This window comes from Rhizobium sp. 01N447_2 (assembly GCF_056399245.1).
In genome coordinates this window covers 1-17,690 of record NZ_JBFTQY010000008.1, presented here as the reverse complement: position 1 = coordinate 17,690, position 17,690 = coordinate 1, and the positions used below count along the sequence as shown (strand labels likewise).

At 57.9% G+C, this 17,690-nt stretch carries 19 protein-coding genes; 5 read left to right on the top strand and 14 right to left on the bottom strand.

Translation table 11 applies throughout. The annotated features are described in order from the left end of the window. Positions 1 to 118 precede the first annotated feature (118 nt). From AC1ECN_RS06595 to AC1ECN_RS06550, 10 genes are all read right to left on the bottom strand, one after another. Entirely contained in the window at positions 119 to 664 is a 546-nt protein-coding gene (locus AC1ECN_RS06595) for a carboxymuconolactone decarboxylase family protein (protein WP_164593037.1), read from the bottom strand. Positions 665 to 697: 33 nt separating this feature from the next. Beyond that, positions 698 to 1,333 (bottom strand): nitroreductase family protein, encoded by a 636-nt coding sequence (locus tag AC1ECN_RS06590; protein WP_164592899.1) that lies wholly within the window; start codon positions 1,331 to 1,333, stop codon positions 698 to 700. A 638-nt stretch (positions 1,334 to 1,971) separates the two neighbouring features. Beyond that, positions 1,972 to 2,163 carry a hypothetical protein gene (locus tag AC1ECN_RS06585; protein ID WP_246729224.1) on the bottom strand — a complete coding sequence of 64 codons (192 nt, stop codon included), beginning with the start codon at positions 2,161 to 2,163 and terminating at the stop codon, positions 1,972 to 1,974. Positions 2,164 to 2,348: 185 nt separating this feature from the next. Beyond that, positions 2,349 to 3,056, bottom strand: a complete 708-nt coding sequence (locus tag AC1ECN_RS06580; protein WP_246729222.1) for a peroxiredoxin-like family protein — start codon at positions 3,054 to 3,056, stop codon at positions 2,349 to 2,351. A gap of 67 nt (positions 3,057 to 3,123) precedes the next feature. Beyond that, a complete protein-coding gene (locus tag AC1ECN_RS06575) occupies positions 3,124 to 4,002 on the bottom strand; it encodes a LysR family transcriptional regulator (RefSeq protein WP_477952543.1) in 879 nt (292 codons plus the stop codon). Between the two features lie 181 nt (positions 4,003 to 4,183). Further along, the gene (locus tag AC1ECN_RS06570; protein ID WP_477952542.1) at positions 4,184 to 4,579 is read right to left on the bottom strand and encodes a redoxin domain-containing protein; all 396 of its coding nucleotides are present in this window, start codon (positions 4,577 to 4,579) and stop codon (positions 4,184 to 4,186) included. Position 4,580: 1 nt separating this feature from the next. Continuing rightward, positions 4,581 to 4,844, bottom strand: coding sequence for a hypothetical protein (locus tag AC1ECN_RS06565; RefSeq protein WP_477952540.1), 264 nt, complete (start codon positions 4,842 to 4,844; stop codon positions 4,581 to 4,583). A 159-nt stretch (positions 4,845 to 5,003) separates the two neighbouring features. Further along, positions 5,004 to 5,924 carry a LysR family transcriptional regulator gene (locus AC1ECN_RS06560; protein WP_164592893.1) on the bottom strand — a complete coding sequence of 307 codons (921 nt, stop codon included), beginning with the start codon at positions 5,922 to 5,924 and terminating at the stop codon, positions 5,004 to 5,006. Positions 5,925 to 6,144: 220 nt separating this feature from the next. Continuing rightward, positions 6,145 to 6,597, bottom strand: a complete 453-nt coding sequence (locus AC1ECN_RS06555; protein ID WP_164592890.1) for an OsmC family protein — start codon at positions 6,595 to 6,597, stop codon at positions 6,145 to 6,147. 299 nt (positions 6,598 to 6,896) lie between these two features. Further along, positions 6,897 to 7,778: a LysR family transcriptional regulator gene (locus AC1ECN_RS06550; protein ID WP_477952538.1), complete on the bottom strand. Its 882-nt coding sequence runs from the start codon at positions 7,776 to 7,778 to the stop codon at positions 6,897 to 6,899. 311 nt (positions 7,779 to 8,089) lie between these two features. On the opposite strand from AC1ECN_RS06550, the gene AC1ECN_RS06545 reads away from it, so the two are divergent. The 5 genes from AC1ECN_RS06545 (at position 8,090) to AC1ECN_RS06525 (ending at position 12,803) form a co-directional block, all read left to right on the top strand. After that, positions 8,090 to 8,467, top strand: a complete 378-nt coding sequence (locus AC1ECN_RS06545; RefSeq protein WP_477952537.1) for an AraC family ligand binding domain-containing protein — start codon at positions 8,090 to 8,092, stop codon at positions 8,465 to 8,467. 107 nt (positions 8,468 to 8,574) lie between these two features. Next, on the top strand, positions 8,575 to 8,919 hold the full coding sequence (locus AC1ECN_RS06540; RefSeq protein ID WP_477952606.1) for a helix-turn-helix domain-containing protein: 345 nt from the start codon (positions 8,575 to 8,577) through the stop codon (positions 8,917 to 8,919). Between the two features lie 300 nt (positions 8,920 to 9,219). Then, positions 9,220 to 10,815: a GMC family oxidoreductase gene (locus AC1ECN_RS06535; protein WP_164592884.1), complete on the top strand. Its 1,596-nt coding sequence runs from the start codon at positions 9,220 to 9,222 to the stop codon at positions 10,813 to 10,815. Positions 10,816 to 10,985: 170 nt separating this feature from the next. Continuing rightward, complete coding sequence (locus AC1ECN_RS06530) at positions 10,986 to 11,231, top strand: c-type cytochrome (RefSeq protein WP_477952536.1); 246 nt, start codon at positions 10,986 to 10,988, stop codon at positions 11,229 to 11,231. A 342-nt stretch (positions 11,232 to 11,573) separates the two neighbouring features. Continuing rightward, a complete protein-coding gene (locus tag AC1ECN_RS06525; RefSeq protein ID WP_164592882.1) occupies positions 11,574 to 12,803 on the top strand; it encodes a DUF3095 domain-containing protein in 1,230 nt (409 codons plus the stop codon). Positions 12,804 to 12,866: 63 nt separating this feature from the next. Here AC1ECN_RS06525 and AC1ECN_RS06520 read toward each other — a convergent pair whose 3' ends face one another. The 4 genes from AC1ECN_RS06520 to AC1ECN_RS06505 form a co-directional block, all read right to left on the bottom strand. Beyond that, on the bottom strand, positions 12,867 to 13,976 hold the full coding sequence (locus tag AC1ECN_RS06520; protein WP_246729219.1) for a helix-turn-helix domain-containing protein: 1,110 nt from the start codon (positions 13,974 to 13,976) through the stop codon (positions 12,867 to 12,869). A gap of 262 nt (positions 13,977 to 14,238) precedes the next feature. Next, positions 14,239 to 16,446 (bottom strand): xanthine dehydrogenase family protein molybdopterin-binding subunit, encoded by a 2,208-nt coding sequence (locus AC1ECN_RS06515; RefSeq protein ID WP_477952534.1) that lies wholly within the window; start codon positions 16,444 to 16,446, stop codon positions 14,239 to 14,241. Between the two features lie 4 nt (positions 16,447 to 16,450). Next, positions 16,451 to 16,906 carry a (2Fe-2S)-binding protein gene (locus AC1ECN_RS06510; RefSeq protein WP_164592878.1) on the bottom strand — a complete coding sequence of 152 codons (456 nt, stop codon included), beginning with the start codon at positions 16,904 to 16,906 and terminating at the stop codon, positions 16,451 to 16,453. Between the two features lie 267 nt (positions 16,907 to 17,173). After that, the coding region (locus tag AC1ECN_RS06505) for a redoxin domain-containing protein (RefSeq protein ID WP_477952532.1) at positions 17,174 to 17,690 on the bottom strand (517 nt) is incomplete at its 5' end.

Here is a 17,690-nt window from a genome sequence, read left to right as displayed (position 1 = left end):
CCTACAAAGCCCAGATGCCTCTCGCGGAGTTTCTCCGGGTGCATCTGGGCCTTGGGGTTACGCTCGMATTGCCCATCCCCAATCATCTCTGGCGATGGCCGATGCGAGCATATGAACGTCAGATCGAACCGGCCGGTGTAACGGCGGGAAAGTCCTTGTCGGGATCGAACACGTTGTTGAAAAAGTTCGTCAAGGAGTATGAAGCGACCAGCGCAATGATCTCCATCACGTTTGCATCCGTGTAGCCGGCATCGCGGACGGTTTTCACATCCGCATCGCTGACCTTACCGCGGGTCTCTATCACTTTGCGGGCAAACTGCACGGCGGCGTCCCGTTTCGGGTCGGTTGCGTGACCCTTCCGGGCAAGAATGATTTCATCAGCCGGGAGTTTGGCCATATGCTCAGCAGTGAAGCTGTGAACCGTAAGGCAATAGTTGCATCCATTCACTTCGGAAACTGCAAGGCCGATACTGTCGCGCGTCTTCACGTCGAGCGCCTTGCTCAAGGAGCCAAACAGCGTAGCCCATGCGTTGAAGGCAATCGGACTTAGAGCGAAGCTGGCCAGCATATTCGGGGTGAAGCCGATATTCTTGGTGAATGCATCAAGGGTGGGTTTCGAATCTGCCGGAACCAGTTCCGGCTTTGGCGTTGTAATTCTAGACATAGAAACTCCGTAAGCAATTGGTTTCAAATATATTTATACGAGGTCCAGGACTTCGGCGACAGGACGGCGCGGCTTCTGCGGCCAGTTCCCAGGACGCTCAGCCCCGATGGACAGAAGCAAGACTGGCACTTCGTCATGACCCAGCTCGAACTCGCGGTGCACCGCGTCGGCATCGAAACCGATCATCGGCGTGGAACCCAGGCCGAGCGACCCGGCTGCATAAATCATCGCCGCGGCACCAAAGGTGGCGGTGCGCACTGCTTCGTCGCGCCGGCGCTGCGGGTATTCCATGTACAGGTCGCGCGCAGGAATTTCCCATTCCGGCACCAATCGCGCCGGCATAATGCCCGCTTCAACCACCGGCGCCAGACGGTCCGGGATCACGTTGGTTTCGACCAGTTGGCCGCAGACGATGAAGGTGACGGCCGCTTCGGTGATCGCCGGTTGGCTCCACGCGATCGGACTCAGTCGAGCCTTGGCTTGCGGACTGCGGACGGCGATGAAACGCCAGTTCTGCAAGTGGAACGATGTCGGCGCACTGGTACCGATCCGCACGAGTTCGCTGATTTGGTCGTCGCTCAGGGTGGCGGCGGGATCGTAGTATTTGGTCGCGCGCCGTTTCAGGATAGAGTCGATGACCGCGTTGGTCATAGTGGTTCCGTTGGTCATGGTATTTCCTATGGCTAATGGGATGGTTCGATCTGCAAGACTGCTTTGGCGCTTGCTGAAAGTGCTGCAGGGGTGGCGTCGTCCGACGTCTCTTGCTGGGCTATTTTGTCGGTTGCCAAGTTGCCCCGAACGGGTCTGGTGAGACGTCTCCGGCGGATCTGGAAAGGCATGGCCAGCCGTTTCCGCCGCCACGTCCGTCCCAACGCTTGCCATTATCGCCCACCTGCATGGTGTCGGTCGTCATCTTCCAAATTCCCTTGCAGACAACCCAAAATAAGACGAGGGAACCTCGATGGTCCAATGACCATTGGCTATCGAAATCATGCCTTCGAAGCAGCGTCCAAAACGCAGTCGTCGCAGTACGATCGCCGTCTTCTCACGTCGAAACGGGGATGGAGAGTGATGATTTTGAGGCATGCATGCAGGACCCAAGCAGCACTGCGGGGAAGGCTCGAAAAGAGGAGGCGGCGACATGGTGCGAGATTTCACGGATCTAGCGACGAAGCTTGCATGCTCGTCCAGGCGAGAACTCGCGCGACCGGGATGGCTTCACTTATCCGATGACACTCGCGATCGCGCCCCCCGTCTCAAGGAGTGAAGGGCGACGGGCGTAGCGTTCATGAAGCCGGAGCGAGGCGTCACTCGACGATGCTGGCCGCTTCGAGGTGGCTACGAGAAAGAGGCGATCCCGTGTGAGGAGACCAGTCAGGCAGCCGCACGACCTTGACGAAAGCGTCGAGCGCGGGTGAGTAACGGCGGCCCTGCACGGCAAGCAGCCGGACCTCCCGCCAGACTGGATCGCCCTCGATTGGAAGTGCCTTCAGATCCATTCGAAGCTCGTATCGGCGGAGTCGTGCGCGAATGCGACTGTCGCCTCATTCATATCCGACACACTCTTTCTTCCGTCACACGGCCATCGCGAACGCGATCTGCTCAGGCTTGAACGGAGCCCGTGCAAGCCTGTTTGCGCGAGAATTCGCCAGAGTGCGCAAGCGGAAATCTTTTCTCAGCCAGCTCATTCGCCCGTTGGTGGCTCATCTTTAATCCGAGGTCCAAGGAGGCGAATGTTGCTGAGGATGTCAGAGGGTTCCTGGCGGATCGTGAAGTCCGGCTCAACGAAGGAGCCTCGGATGATGCCATCTTGGTCGATCACGAAAGTCGCCGGGATCGGCAGCATCCATTCGGTCGATCCGTGCCGTTGGCCGAAGTCGTAACCTTGTCCTGAATAGTGCGCCTTGGTTTCCTCGGGGACGCGAAATAGGACGCCGTAGGATATCGCCACGCCGTGGTCGACGTCCGCGAGCATCGTCAGGTCGAGGTTCAACTGACGTTTCAATTGCCTCGGTAGGTCGCGGGTCTCGGCAGACAGCACAACAAGATTCGATTGTAGGCTATCAAATTCGGCCTTGACCGTTTGAAGGGCGCGAAGTTCCGCGTTGCAGAATGGGCACCAGCCACCACGGTAGAAGCTAACGACGAGTGGCCCTTCACTGCGAAGCTGCTCAGAGGAAACAAGTCGCCCATGCGCATCGGGTAGAAGAAAATCGGGCGCTGTATCGCCAACTCGCAACGCATGCGACGCGATCTCTGCCTCGCGAAGCCAGTTAACGAGATAGAGGTACGATTCTCGATCGGCGTCGCTAAATCCGGCCATAAGGTCGTTGCGGACCTGGTTCAGGGTCTTGGTTAAGCGTTCAGACATTACTTCGACAGTCATCAGCATACCGGGCATCTCGAGAAATGGGCAATATATGTGGTCATGCGGACATCCTGGTCACTTCTGAGTGGCTTTAATGAAGGGACCAGTCGCGCAGCCGCGCGACCTTGACGAAAGCGTCGAGCGCTGGCGAATATCGGCGGCCCTGCACCGCAAGCAGCCGGACCTCCCGCCAGACTGGATCCCCCTCGATCGGAAGCGCCTTTAGAGAGGGGAGCCGGGGCATATGCTCGGGCGCGAGGACTATTCCGAATCCCGCGGCCGCCAGATGCTGCAGGTGCAGGTCCCGGCAGCTGCTGTGAATGTGATTTGGCGGGGCGTCGGGAAAGCATAGACGCTGAAATTTCGGAGCTACATCGCAGTTTGAGCGACCCAGAATAGTGGCTTCGCGAAGCGCTTCGATGCCGATCGCTGGAAGGCCTGCAAGCTCATGCGACGCGGCAAGAACGGCGACGTAACGCTCTTCGAACAGGGCCCAATCGTCGATCCGTTCCGGCTTTTCGTCGAGATCACCGACCAAGGCGACATTGACTTCACCTTCTAACAAAAGCTCGACAAGGCGGCTCGATGGCTCTTCTCGAAGCTCGACATGAAGGCCGGGGACGAATTTGCGAATTTCAGCGATCGGCTCCAGCACAAGCGAAGCAGAAATGGAAGGGGCGAGACCGATCGCTAGTGGAGCCACGTCCTTTTGCTGAAACTCGCGCGCTCGGCGTCGGACGGCTTCCGTCGACGCAAGAGCTCGCTCAAGCATGGGCAGCACCGCCTTCCCCAGGTCAGTGAGGTGGGTGAGTTGGCGTTCCCGGTAGATCAGCTGTCCACCGAGTTCCTGCTCCAGCCTTTGCACGCCCTTGGTCAGTGCCGGTTGCGTGACGCTACACATCTCTGCAGCGCGCGTGAAATTCAGCGTGTTTGCAAGAGCTAGAAAGTACCGAACCTGGTGGAGTTCCATCGTACGTTCACCGTTACCTATTTATGTCACTATTGAGGACGCGGGATGGCAATGCAGCATCACGCGGCGCTATATGCTAAAGTCACGTTGCCACTGGTCGAGGCGCGATGAAACCCACGGCGGGCATCGATGGACGGACGGACACGCTTTCTGGAATCTGGAGCTAAAAAGTGTTGAGGGATCAGTGGGCCACGCGTGCGCGAATCTGCGTAAGGACTGGAAAGAGCTCGGCTGGGTCGCCGCGTCGCGTGTAGTCGGCGCTGATATCCGCGTACTCCACGATCCCTTCCCTGCTTACTAAGAACCGAGCCGGCATCGTCAGTGTCCAGCTCGGCTCGCCATTGACGGCAGCGAGGTCCAGACCAGTTTCCATTTCCGTCGCACACAATTCCCTGGGCAGCTTCCAACGCACGCCAAACGCGCGAGCGACGCCCCCTCCACGGTCGACGAGACTGGAGAACGACAGGCCACTCATTCGCTCGGTTGAGCGGCTCTCATAGGCAGACTGCTGGGAAATCGCGACGATCGACACACCTGACGACCTGAGCCGCTGCGCGACAGCCTGGAGCGCGCACAAATCAAGATTGCAATACGGGCACCATCCCCCTATAGAAGGCAATTAGTACTGGGCCATTGTTTAACAGGTCATGGGATGAAATCATCCTGCCATCGGGATCGAGTAAACGGAATCCGGGGGCCAGGTTTCCTGCATGAATAGCTCTCTCGGCGATGCCTGCAGAAACCAGTTCGTCGATAGCTTCCTGACGGACGCGCCGGATATGCGGAGGGGTATTTTCATAACACTTGCCCGTAAGGGCATCGAGCTCGTCCTGGAGTGGCACTGCGGTTATCCTTACCGGATTCGGCAGGTTTATTATCGAAATAGGGGGGTGGCGGCACTGCGAGCTCGTTTTGCAACGCAAGTTTGACATATTCTCGCACGAAGTGCGAAAGATTCCATCCTAAGGAGACAATTTTCCTGTCGTGCCAGTTCTACGATTTCATCTCAGCATTGCGAGATCGTCGTCCAAGGACTTGCGCAGATAGGAAACGGCGAAATCGATGAAGACACGTATTTTCAATGGCAAGAGTGCTTGTCGCGCGTGAATAATATGTACCGGCGTCGGTTCGGGTTCAAAATCCTGGAGGACGAGCGAGAGCTTCCCCTCAGAGACGGGGTTGACGACCTGATATGAGAGGACGTTCGTGACGCCCACACCTGCAATGGCGGCGTCTATCGCTGCTTCCGCGGTATTGATCTTCAATCGGCACAGAGGACGGACACCGCGGCTCGGCCTGCCGTCCCGCGGATTGAAAATCCAGGTCGACCCCGAGGCAAGCGCTGTGTAGGTGACACACATATGATTGGCCAGATCGTCCAACGTCTTGGGAGTCCCGTGAGCGAAAAAATAAGCAGGACTCCCACACACGACCCGGCGAATTTCCCCAAGCTTGGTGGCGACGAGCGTACTGTCAGACAACATCCCGGTCCGCACCGCGAGATCGATGTTGTCATCGACCAGGTTAACTGTATGATCTGACAACGTTAAATTGACGCTTATTTGGGGAAATCTCGTTAGGAACGCGGCCAGTACTGGTACCACATAAAGTCGACCGAAGACGATCGGCGCCGTGATCGAAAGACCGCCGCGCGGAACATTATGCGCTCCAGCGGCCTGGGACTCGGCTTCGCCGACATCATCGAGAATGCGTCTGCATGCTGCTAGGTAGGAAACTCCCGCCTCTGTCAGCGCCAACTTCCGCGTGGAGCGAACCAGAAGCTGGGTATTGAGATGCGCCTCGAGATCGGCGACCTTACGGCTGACCGTGGGAAGCGGTACATTCAGCTGCCGCCCCGCCGCGGAGAAACTCCCGGCCTCAACCGCAGCGATAAAATATTCCATTGCTTCCAAACGATCCATTTTTCTCTCACTTTCCGAGAGGGCGACCGCTTCTTTAGCCTGTAATGGGGGTGTTCGGTAGAGGCTCTCCTCTTGCTGCGGTGATCAAGAGCAGTGAAGATGGAGAGCTCATCTGCTGCCGGACCACCACCAGCCCAGAGTCTCCGTCGCGGAACTTTCAATCCATCGGGCGTGATAGTCATCAGCTTCCCTGTTCAGTGATCGACGGAAAGACAAACGCTCAATCCGCATCGATATTCGGGATCTGGAGTTCAGCCAGATCATTCTCATAACTGGCCAAAGGGCAGGCGTTGCGGTCGCGAATGGTGGCATCCGCGCGCGTGTGAATATCCGCGCTAATGCCAAGAATTTTCCCGACGGGGCAGAGGTTCGCGGCCTCCAGCAAGAATGCGCGCTGTTGCACGTCGAGCTCGCCGCCAAGCACGAGGGTGCGCTCGAAAGAATCTCTTCCGCCATGGGCGCCGTGGTGGAAGCTGACGGCAACTTCCACCCGCTCGAGCGGAAGATTCTGGCGCCGGGCCTGAGAGCGAACCGTCATCGCGGTGCATGCCGCGAGAGATGCGCCGAGAAGGTCGTAAGGATTAGGACCTGAAGATATGTGGCCGAGGCCATCTGGACCGCCGATCGGGAATTGAGATTCATCAACCTGGCCAACCAGCGCGCCATCGTTCATGAGGTCGCTCGCGACGACAACTTCTCGGAACCTGGGTGTCTCGTCCTGTGGCGCCACTGAGCGTCCTTTCATCGTGTCTTGGGTGGTCATGCGAACCGACATTGCCAACTGCCAAAATCGTCCGGTCTTGATCGAGCGAAGTCTATCTCAGCCGTTAGTTCGTCCCCCGGTGGCGATATCGGAATTCTTGCGAAATATTAGCGACGCGTCTATTCGGGCCGGTGCTGCGCGCAGATTAAATTCAGCCACCATTCGGGTAAAGTTATCATATCCATAATTGGGAGGAATGCTCGGCGACCTCAGCGCCGAAGCTCAGCGAGAAGGAAATCCATGAACGCGCGTGCTGCGGGTTTTATGATCTTTCCGGTTACGAACACCGCATTGACTTCCATTGAACCGAAATCCCAGTCGGACATCACCTGCACGAGTTCTCCGGCCTCGAGCTCTGGCCGCGCGCTTGTTTCGCTCGACGCGGCGATCCCCAGCCCGGCGATGGCGCTTGCGATGGCGCCTTCGTTGATGTTGACAGCGAGTTGGCAGTCAACGCGCACGGAGGTGACGCGACCGTCCTTGCGAAACGAGAACGTCGACGATGAATGCGCCGGACTGATGATCATCGAATGGTTTGCGAGGTCTGACGGCATAGTGGGCGTGCCCCGCTCCCGTAAATAGTCTGGGGAGGCTGTGAGTATTCGCGGGTAGTGGACAAGTTTACGCAACGTCAAACTCGAGTCTGGAAGGACGCCGAACTGGAACGATACGTCGATGCCCTCAGTCACGAGGTCTGGGTAGCGGTCAGTCACCCGTAGCTCGATTTTAAGCTCCGGGTGCTGTTTCATAAACGTGGGAAGACGCGGGATGACTTCTCTGAGCCCGAAGCTGATAGGCGTGCCTATGCGGAGCGACCCGCGTAACTCTCCCGTCCCCCGAGCCTCATGATCGGCCTCGTCGAGCGCGGCGAGGATCGTCTCCACCCGCATCAGGTAGGCTGCTCCGGCGTCCGTCAGCGTCACCGCTCGGGTTGTTCGGCTGAAGAGCATCGCGCCAAGATCGGCTTCAAGCGCTGCGATAAGGCGTGAAGCTGAAGGCTGAGAGAGACCGAGTTCACGACCGGCGCTCGAAAAATTGCCTACCCGAGCTGCACGGGCAAACAGTTTCAGTGCTGTAAGTCGGTCATTCATCACTTCTCTGATTTTCTTCTGATTTCCTTGGCGGTTTCCGTGGTCTAAATGTCACCTCTCAAATGCAATGATAATATGCTAAATGAGAGACTTTGTCTCTCATTTTTCGAGAGAAGATAGAGTTTGCGTCGCGAGGTGGCGACCCGGTGAAGAGGGCCCCAGAGGTTTTCCGAACGCTTGCAGAAGACAGAAATGGTCGCCTCCGATGACTCTTTTTTCGGGCGCTGAGCCAGTGCGATAGTCGGTGTCGGCCGAGCATGGCCTAAACGAAATGATCCAGGCCACGGGACGCTCGACTGGGTGGTCGAACGATGATACATAGGCGTCTCAACGATGTGCGGCCAATCGACATATATGAGACGCCAGGCTTGGACTCCCCTCCCTTTGCCGTTCTTTGCCGGACATTCCGTCGAGGCGACACGGTTGATTGGCACGCGCATGCAGAAGCGCAGGTGATTTTTGCAACTTCAGGAACGATGCAGGTTTATACAGACTCCGGTCGTTGGTTTGTTCCGCCCCAGCTAGCGCTCTGGGTGCCGCCGCGAATGCCTCACCGGGTTGATATGATATCCGATACCGAATTGCGGATGATCTACTGGCACCCCTCGGTACTACAGGAATGGATACCAGATAGGCCGCTCGACTACATATTCGCCCTCGCGGCAACCCCCCCCTTCTCCGGGAATTAATCCTGTCGGCCGTGAAGGATGGTGTCTCGCCTCAAAAGGCTGAGCTCGCGGCCCGATTGATTCCTCACGAACTTATCGAGACACCCAACATTCCGGTATTCCTTCCGATGCCGACAGGCGCGATTGGGAAGCGCGTCGCGGATCTGGCCTTAGCGGATCTGCGAATGCACCTCTGCGCAAGCGACCTTGCCATTCGCGCGGCAACTTCGATTCGCACCATAAGTCGGATATTCCCGGCAGAGACAGGTTTGACTTTCAAGGTTTGGCGACAGCGAGCAAGAATAGCTCTGGCAATTGATCAACTTTCGGCTGGGCGCACGATCTCACAGGTCGCAGCAGATATAGGTTTCGGCAACACCGCAGCGTTCTCGTTCGCTTTTCGGCAAATAATGAAGATGACTCCGACAACCTTTCTTCATCATCTCCCAGCCCCGGTTGTCCAGTCGACGTAAAAAAGCGAAACGGCAGTCAGTTCCCCACGGAATCGAGAGCAGCTCGACGTCTCCATCGAGCGGCGACGTTGCTTCCGAGGCGTTCTGTTCGTGGCAATCCTGTACCCACCGTGCCGCGGACCCCCGCACAATAACGACCGTCTATAGACTCCATGACGAGAGATGATTTCCCTCGTTCGCGTCGCAGCGTCATTTTCCCGGGGCTGGCCCCATAGTCTCAGCATCCGGCACTCGATCGATGCTGCTCCAGCCCTGCGTGTTGATTGAACACTTTAAATGACGCGAAAGAGAACGACACTTATGTCCCAGGAAGCCTACGATATCGTCATCGTCGGAGCGGGCGCAGCCGGCTGCGTCGTCGCGAGTTACCTTGCCGAACACACCGATGCATCGATCGCCTTGATCGAAGCGGGCGACACTGATCGCGATCCATTCATCCACATTCCGGCCGGCTTCGCCAATATGTTGGTCCACGATCGGCATGTCTGGACGTACGAAACGGTTCCTCAGCACGGCACCAAGCGAGCCTATCGCTCGGCAAAGGTGCTCGGCGGCGGTTCCTCGATTAATGCAATGTGTTACGTTCGTGGTCAGACGCGTGACTTCGCTGCGTGGCAACGCGCGGTCGGGGAAACCGGCAAATGGTCGTATGAAGACCTGCTTCCTGTGTTCATGGCGCAGGAAGATAACGATACGTTCCACGACGACTATCACGGAATTGATGGTGGTCTGGCGGTTCAGCAGCCGAAGGGTATCAACAAACTGAATCAATATTGCCTCAAGGCTTTCCAAGAGTATGGGGTTCCTTTCAACCCGGATTATAACGGCAAGAGCCAGATCGGCGTCTCGCCGGTACAGTCTACGGTCGGAAACGCGCGCAGGTGCAGTGCAGTCGATGCCTATCTACGTCCACACCTCGCCTCCGGCCGCGTCACCCTCCTCACCGAGAAGACGGTCGTTCGGATTCTCATCGAAAACAAACGGACCGTCGGCGTTGAGCTGCGCGGCCAAGGTTCCGAGACGATCATGGCTGGCGAGGTTGTGCTGTCGGCGGGCACCGTCCATAGCCCGACCATCCTTATGCACTCGGGCATCGGACCGGCCGAACAGCTTGCCCAGCATGGTATTGCGGTGATAGTCGATTCTCCTGACGTGGGGGAAAATCTCCATGACCACCCGATGGTGCCCGTTCGTGCTTATGTAAAGGGTGATCTCGGTTACCAGGGCGCCGCGCATGGCCTCGGCACTCTGAAGGCGGGGTTGCGTTATCTCGTCACCAAGGACGGTCCCGCGTCGGGCAACGGCATAGAGACGGTTACTCATTGGAATCCATCCGATTTTTCCGCTGCGCCCACGATCCAATGCTATCACGCACCGATTATCTTGAATGAGCAGCTCGGCCCGGCAGGGGATCGTTCGGGCATCACATTCGAACTTGTAGTGCTGCAGCCCAAGAGCCGCGGCTGGGTGCGGCTGGCCAACAGCGACCCGATGTCGATGCCCCTTATCAACCCGAACTTCATGGGTGAAGAGGAAGACTTGAAGGCTGCGGTAGAGGCGGTAAGAGCGATCCGCCAGGTTATGGCGCAAGCCTCGCTGGCGCCCGTGATCGCTGAAGAGATGGAGCCCGGCCCGAGTATCCAATCGGACGTCGAGATCGGCGAATGGGTGAAGCGCGCAGTGACGACGATGTGGCATCCAGTCGGTACCTGCCGGATGGGCCAGGATTCACGAGCGGTGGTTGACGCGGGGCTCAAGGTTCGCGGGGTCGACGGCCTTCGGGTGATCGACGCCTCGATCATGCCGAACATTACGAGTGGCAATACGAACGCCCCCACACAGGCGCTCGCGCGTCACGCGACGGCGATGATGGTCGAGGATTTGAAGCGGCACTAGGAAGCCCTCACGCTGGCTGATGGGGCGCTGACCGGGCTCCGCTGCCAGCGCCTCTCCGGTTGTCGGCCAAAGGGTTGGTCTCCTCATCCCGCGTCCTCAGTCGTTGATGGGAACGGGAACTCTCAAGCGCGTTCGCACGGAAAGCCGCGCGGACAAAATTGGGTCTAAAGATGAAGAATACGAGAAAAATCAGGACGTTCGCCACGGCGCTGGTGTTTGCGGGTCTGGTCGCGAGCGTCGGCCACGCGCAGGATGCGGAGCATGGAAAGAGTGTCTTCAAGGCCTGCTCGGTGTGCCACTCCACCGATAAGACGAATCGGGTCGGTCTGGGTCTGGAAGGAATTGTTGGTCGGCTGGCGGGTACATCTCCCGGCTTCCGCTATAGCAAAGCGATGAAGGATGCGGGAATGATCTGAGATGCCACGTCGCTCGATGGGTTTTTGGAACTTCCCCAGAAGGCGGTGCCCGGAAACAGGATGCCCTATGCAGGGTTAAAGGACGCTGCAGACAGGGCTGACGTCATTGCCTACCTTTCGACGTTGAAATAGCGACGCGTTGCTTGGGCGATTATCGACGTGTTGCCATAGGATGGGTGTGAGAACCTCGATCTCCAACGCGGGATCAAATTTGGGGTCATCGATGTAGCCGCGTCGGCTGAATATAACGGGTGCCCCTCGTGAGTCTTCCGGCGGCAGATCAGTGAGGGTGCCGTTTGGTAGTGAGCTTGCTGGATGCTAACTGGACCGAAGGGAATGAAAATGACGGGGACTAGATCAGAGCCGGACTTTGGAGGCGTCGTTTCTCAGGAAAACGGTGACCAAGCGCCCGTCGACAACCAATTCTATCTGGCACTTGCGCCCTTCGATTCTTTTGATGATGTAACGCAGCTGGATCGATATCGCCCTCTACCAGATAACTGGATTATCGCCGTCGCTGATGTCAGCCAGTCGACCGAAGCTATCCAACAGGGACGCTACCGCGAGGTAAATACGGCCGGTGCAGCGGTTCTCGCAGCCGTCAGCAACGCACTCCCCGACCTTCAATTTCCGTTCACGTTTGGAGGAGATGGCGCGAGCTTCGCTGCACCTGGTGCTTATTCGTCCATCATCAAAGACACGCTTGCAAAAACGGCAGCCTGGGCCGGGGACGCACTAGGTCTCGTACTGCGCGTGGCAATCATTCCTGTAGCGGACATCCGTGCTCGGCATTTGGACGTCCTCGTCGCCCGATTCGCGCCCTCTTCGAATGTTACCTACGCAATGTTTGCCGGCGGAGGGCTTGCGTGGGCCGAGCGCGAACTGAAGAACGGCCGTTATGCGGTCCCGCGTGCGCCCTTCGGCGAAACAGCCGACCTCACAGGCCTTTCGTGTCAATTTGCTCCGATCAGCGCCAAGCACGGCGTCATCTTGTCTCTAATCATCATTCCGCGCGATGATCCGACTTCGTTCATGGAGCTCATACAGGAACTCTTGCGGACGCTCCGCCCCTATGATTCCGGCCTACATCCATTACCGGCCAACGGTCCGCTTCCTGCATGGACCGGCGCCCATCTTGGTCATGCTATCAAGACCGGCAGTCGAAACACGCCCCTTGCGACTTGGGCTGCGAAATGCTTGCGCGCGATCGTGGCACGGGTGGCGACCCTCCTGGGCGTCCGAATTGGTGGCTTTCATGAAGCTCGGTTTCGGCGAGAACTCGTGGAGAATACGGACTTTCGAAAATACGATGACGGCTTGCGCATGACACTGGATTGCTCCGCTGAACTCGCCGACGCGATAGACGTACGGTTGGAAGAGGCTCAACGGCGAGGTGCATGCTATTTTGGCACGCATCGACAGTCGGCCGCGAATCTTACGTGCTTTGTGCCATCGCCCACCCAAGCCAATCACGTCCACTTCGTGGATGGCGCTTCGGGTGGCTACGCGTTTGCTGCCCTCAACCTCAAGCGAAATATTGCAGGCGGTTTTGGCCCCGAGACCACGCGCTAGTCTCCAGTGGAACATTTCTACGGCATCCGTCCCGGATAGATTGCTTGTGAGCGTCCATCGTTCTCACGCAGGTTGCGCGGCTTTTCGCCCGGTCGCTGTACGGCGATAGTCGCTCGGGTCTCGTTCGTAAGCCTGTCGGAAAGCTCGTACAAAGCTTGAGCGGCTTTGGTATCCTGCATTGCGAGCAATGACGTCGACCGTTGTCGCCGTCGTCGTCAAATCGATTGCGGCCTGGCGCATTCTCAATTCTCGCAAGACAACCATCGGCGATCGGCCAAAGATCCCCGAGAATCTCGCCATGAACCCAGAACGACTCAATCCTGCATTGTGTGCCAAGCTTTGAACCGAATGCGCGGCTCCCGGCCGTGCCACCATATCCGCGAAAGCGCGGGTAATCTGCCTGTCGGCAAGTATCGAGAATCGCTCCGTCCACGGTTGGGATGACCCGAGGGACCGTCGCAACAACGAGACAAGGACTTGCTTGAGCAGCGACGAGGTCATGGCTCCAACACCGACCTCCTGCTGAAACAACTCGTCCATAGCTTCGCGAAGCTTCAGATCGATCTTGTCCTTCGGCTCGAACTGCTCGATAACCGGTTCGCGCAAATCGCCAAACAGCCTCACCGACTGACCAAAGAGTGCAGTAAAATAACCGCAGATCTGAACGACTTCAGGCCGTTCATTCGGGACTGCGAGACGGAGGATGCCACCTCGACGTGTCCAACAGTCCTTCGAGATAAGCGTCGGCGAGCCGATTCCGCCGTCAACCTCGATGGTAAACGGAGTGTTTGGCGGCACGATGATGAGCATATGAGGGTTTAACGGCATTCGTGGTCCGCCATTGATAGATATACGTCCCACCCCGCTCAAGTTGTAATGGATTCCGGGTGCGTCGATCTTCCCCATTTCGACTCGATGGCCGCGCGGCACCAGAAGCTCGATCAGCGCGATGACATCGATGTCGATCGCCTGCATCAAGTTGTCGAGGTCGGTGGTCGACGCCCTGACATTGGAGACCTCGGGCGGCGAAACGTTCTGTTCGACGAGATCGCGGTTCGGAGCCGCTTTTGAAATTTCTTGCATAACTGTAGTGGCCCTGTACTGCCCGGCCGCCGGCACCGTTAGTGCGTGGAAAGCCATTCTCAAAGGATCAGTGGGCATAACTACACGCATTTTTACCACCGAATTTCTGGTCTCACCAACGATTATTGTTACATCCTCGGGAGAAAATTAAGCGCTTCGATAACCGGCCGTGAGTTCGACCGCACCGCATTGTGGTCCCACGCGACCGCTCCGGAAAAGGCTCGCGTTTGCGGACCCGAAAGGCGTCCTCCCGAGAGCGACGACTTTCAAGCGAAGCCAACGAACACTTCTGAAGGGTGTGCATCACGATCCGTCATCCCTCGCCGCGGCGCGCGGGAATGACGGGCAAGCGTTAAGACGACGACCGCAGTGAATTCGTATCGAACGGTAGATTGCGAAGGCGCTTACCGGTGGCGGCAAAGATCGCATTGTTCACTGCGGCGCTGACAACAGCTGTTGGAGCTTCACCCACGCCACCGGGAGCCTCCAGGTTCTGAATCAAATGCGTCTCGACCACTGGCACTTCATCGATACGCATCGGCAGATAGGTATCGAAATTGCCCTGTTCGACCCGTCCATCCTTGAACGTGATTGAGCCATGAAGTGCTGCGGTCAGGCCGAAAAGCGTTCCACCCTGAATCTGCGCCTCGATTGTGTCGGGATTAACGTGCATGCCGCAATCAATCGCACAGACGATCCGCTTCACCTTCACCGAGCCATCGGGCGCCACCTCAACCTCGGCGACCTGCGAAGTGTAGCTTCCATATGCGAATTGTACGGAAATCCCTCGGCCATGCCGTGGGGGAAGTGGTGTTCCCCACCCCGCTTTTTCAGCCGCATGCGACAGGACAGCAAGCGCCCGTGGATTGTGAGCAAGCAATCCCTGGCGATAGGCGACCGGATCTTGCTTCGCCGCATAAGCGAGCTCATCGATGAAGCTTTCGATCACAAAAATATTGTGAGTAGGCCCGACACCTCGCCACCACGATGTCCGGACACCTTGGGGCTCGACCCGTACATAGTCGACATGGATGTTCGGCAGCGCATAGGGAGGCTCAGCCGCTCCTTCCACGGCATCGGGGTCCAATCCGTCTTTCACATAAGGGGGATAATATCGAGCCATGACCGAGGAACCGGCGATCCGATGTGTCCAAGCAACCGGCTTGCCGCTCTCATCAAGCCCGGCAGAGAGGCGATCGAGATAATACGGCCGATACATATCGTGCTGGATGTCTTCCTCGCGGCTATAGATCACCTTCACCGGACCATCGACGTGCTTGGCAATCTTGACCGCGAGTATCGTACCATCGGGTTCCAGTCGTCGGCCGAAGCCCCCGCCAATGAGATGGTTGTGAATTTTGATCGCATCCTTTGGCAAGCCTGTGAGCTGGGCCACCTGTGACTGCGTGATCGTCGGTGCCTGTGTTCCGACCCAGATGTCGCAACGATCCTTCTGCAGATGGACGGTACAGTTCATCGGCTCCATCGCCGCATGGGCCAGGAAAGGCACCTGATAGATCGCCTCAACCCGTTGTGCTGCCCCCGCGAGAGCCTTCACGACATCACCGACGCTACGGGCAACCGTGCCCGGTTTTTGCGATTCGTGTTCCAATTGTTTGACGATATCGGCGCTATTGACCTTGCCGTTCGGCCCGTCGTCCCACGTGATGGCGGCGGCTTCGAGCCCCTTTTTCGCTGCGCCTGTGTGATCCGCCACGACGGCAACAACTTCACCGATGTTGACCACCTGCCGGACACCTTTTACTTCCAGCGCCGCTTTCTCGTCGACCGAATTGGCTTTGCCACCGAGCACCGGCGAAATCGCAATCGCGGCAAACTTCATTCCCGGTTGTCGTGAATCGATGCCGTAGTGCGCGCGCCCATCGACCTTGATCGGCGAATCTATGCGCTTAGCGCGCGTGCCGATCAGGGTGAAATCCTTGGGATCCTTCAATTTTACCGTTGCTGCGGGAGGCACGGGCAGCTTCGCAGCAGCCTCCGCGAGTTCACCGTAGCTCAAATATTTCGAACCCGAGGAATCGAAAACGACACCATCATCGGCGAGACAGGTCGCAGGATCGACATTCCACTGGCTGGCAGCCGCCGCTATCAAGAGAGTGCGAGCCACGGCCCCGGCCTGACGCAGCGGCGTCCAGAAGGCACGGACAGACGCAGAACCACCCGTATTTTGTATGCCTATGAGCGAGTTGACGTAAAGCGCCTCGTTTGGCGGCGCGTGTTGAACCTGGATCTGGTCGAGCTTCACTTCCATTTCTTCGGCCAGAAGCATCGACAGCGACGTGTAAACCCCTTGACCCATCTCGACCATCGGCATGATCAGGGTCACGACGCCGGTCGGGCTGATCCGTATAAAACCGTTCGGAGCAAAAGCATCCGTAACCTCGTCGTCGATCACCTGAGACGCAGCTGCGGCGAAGACGGGCTCGGTGCTCGCACCCACCAGTGCGAAACCAAGCAGCAAACCTGTGCCATGAATAAAGGTGCGTCGCGACATTGCTGTTTCATCGCCATTCTGTTTTCTTAGAACTAGCTTGTCCATGATCTCAAATTCCCGCGGCGTGCTTGATCGCGGCACGGATGCGTTGATAGGTGCCGCATCGACAGACATTGCCCGACATGGCAGCGTCGATGTCCTCATCGGTCGGCTTCGGAATGTCCTTCAACAGTGCTGCCGCAGACATGATCTGACCTGACTGGCAGTAGCCGCACTGGACCACCTCGAGGTCCAGCCACGCTTTCTGCAAGGCCGCCCCCTGCGGCGCCTCTCCGATCGCCTCGATGGTGGTAATCGCGCTCTCGCCGACGCTGTCGACCGCAGTCTGACAGGAGCGGACCGGCTGGCCATCGAGATGGACGGTGCAGGCACCGCACAGCGCTTGGCCACAGCCGAATTTGGTCCCAGTCATACCGAGTACGTCGCGAAGCACCCACAAAAGCGGAATATCGCCGTCGACGTCGACCTCACGAAGTGCGCCGTTGATTTTCAACGTCAATGCCATGCATGCCTCCTAAGCTCGTCGCGAGTGAGCGCTGAGCCAAACGCACACGCACTCGCCACACCAATGACCGAGATTTGTCCCAGCTCCACCGAGTGTTGCTTGATGAGATCTGTGACAGCAGTGCGCATTGATCGCAGCGAGGGTCCCTTTTTTCCAATAACCGGTACGTATGGTTTCCATAGCAGCGGGGAATATCACGCCGGTCCACGCTAGCATTCGGGAAACTGGGCAGGTCTCCATGCGTCTACGACGCAGCTATATTCCCCCTCACCCCAGCCGATGTCGGTGMAAGTGGTCGACCACAGGGAGTATGCCCCGCATATCGGAGGGGCGGGTTTGATCCGGATTGATCTCCGAGTAGACGATGACGCCATTTCGATCGACGACGAAGCGCGCGGGGATCGGTAGCGTCCAGCTCTCCTCGCCGTTCAATGCGGGCAAGTCGACGCCTCCCGCCTTGTGCAAGCTTCGCAAGAGTTCCGGTACCACCCAGCGGACGCCGAACTTTAAACTCACCTCGCCGCCTAAATCTCCAAGAATCGGAACTTCGACGCCGGCGAGGCTGCGCGCCCGGCGGTTCTCGGGCGCCGTCTGTTGCGATATGGCGAGAACTTCCGCGCCTCGAGCTCTGATCGCCGGGCGCAACTGGTCGAGCGCGACGAGGTCGTGATTGCACGCGGGAGACCATGTGCCGGAATAGAATGTCAGAACAATCGGACCGCGGTGTGATTGCACGCGGGAGACCATGTGCCGGAATAGAATGTCAGAACAATCGGACCGCGGT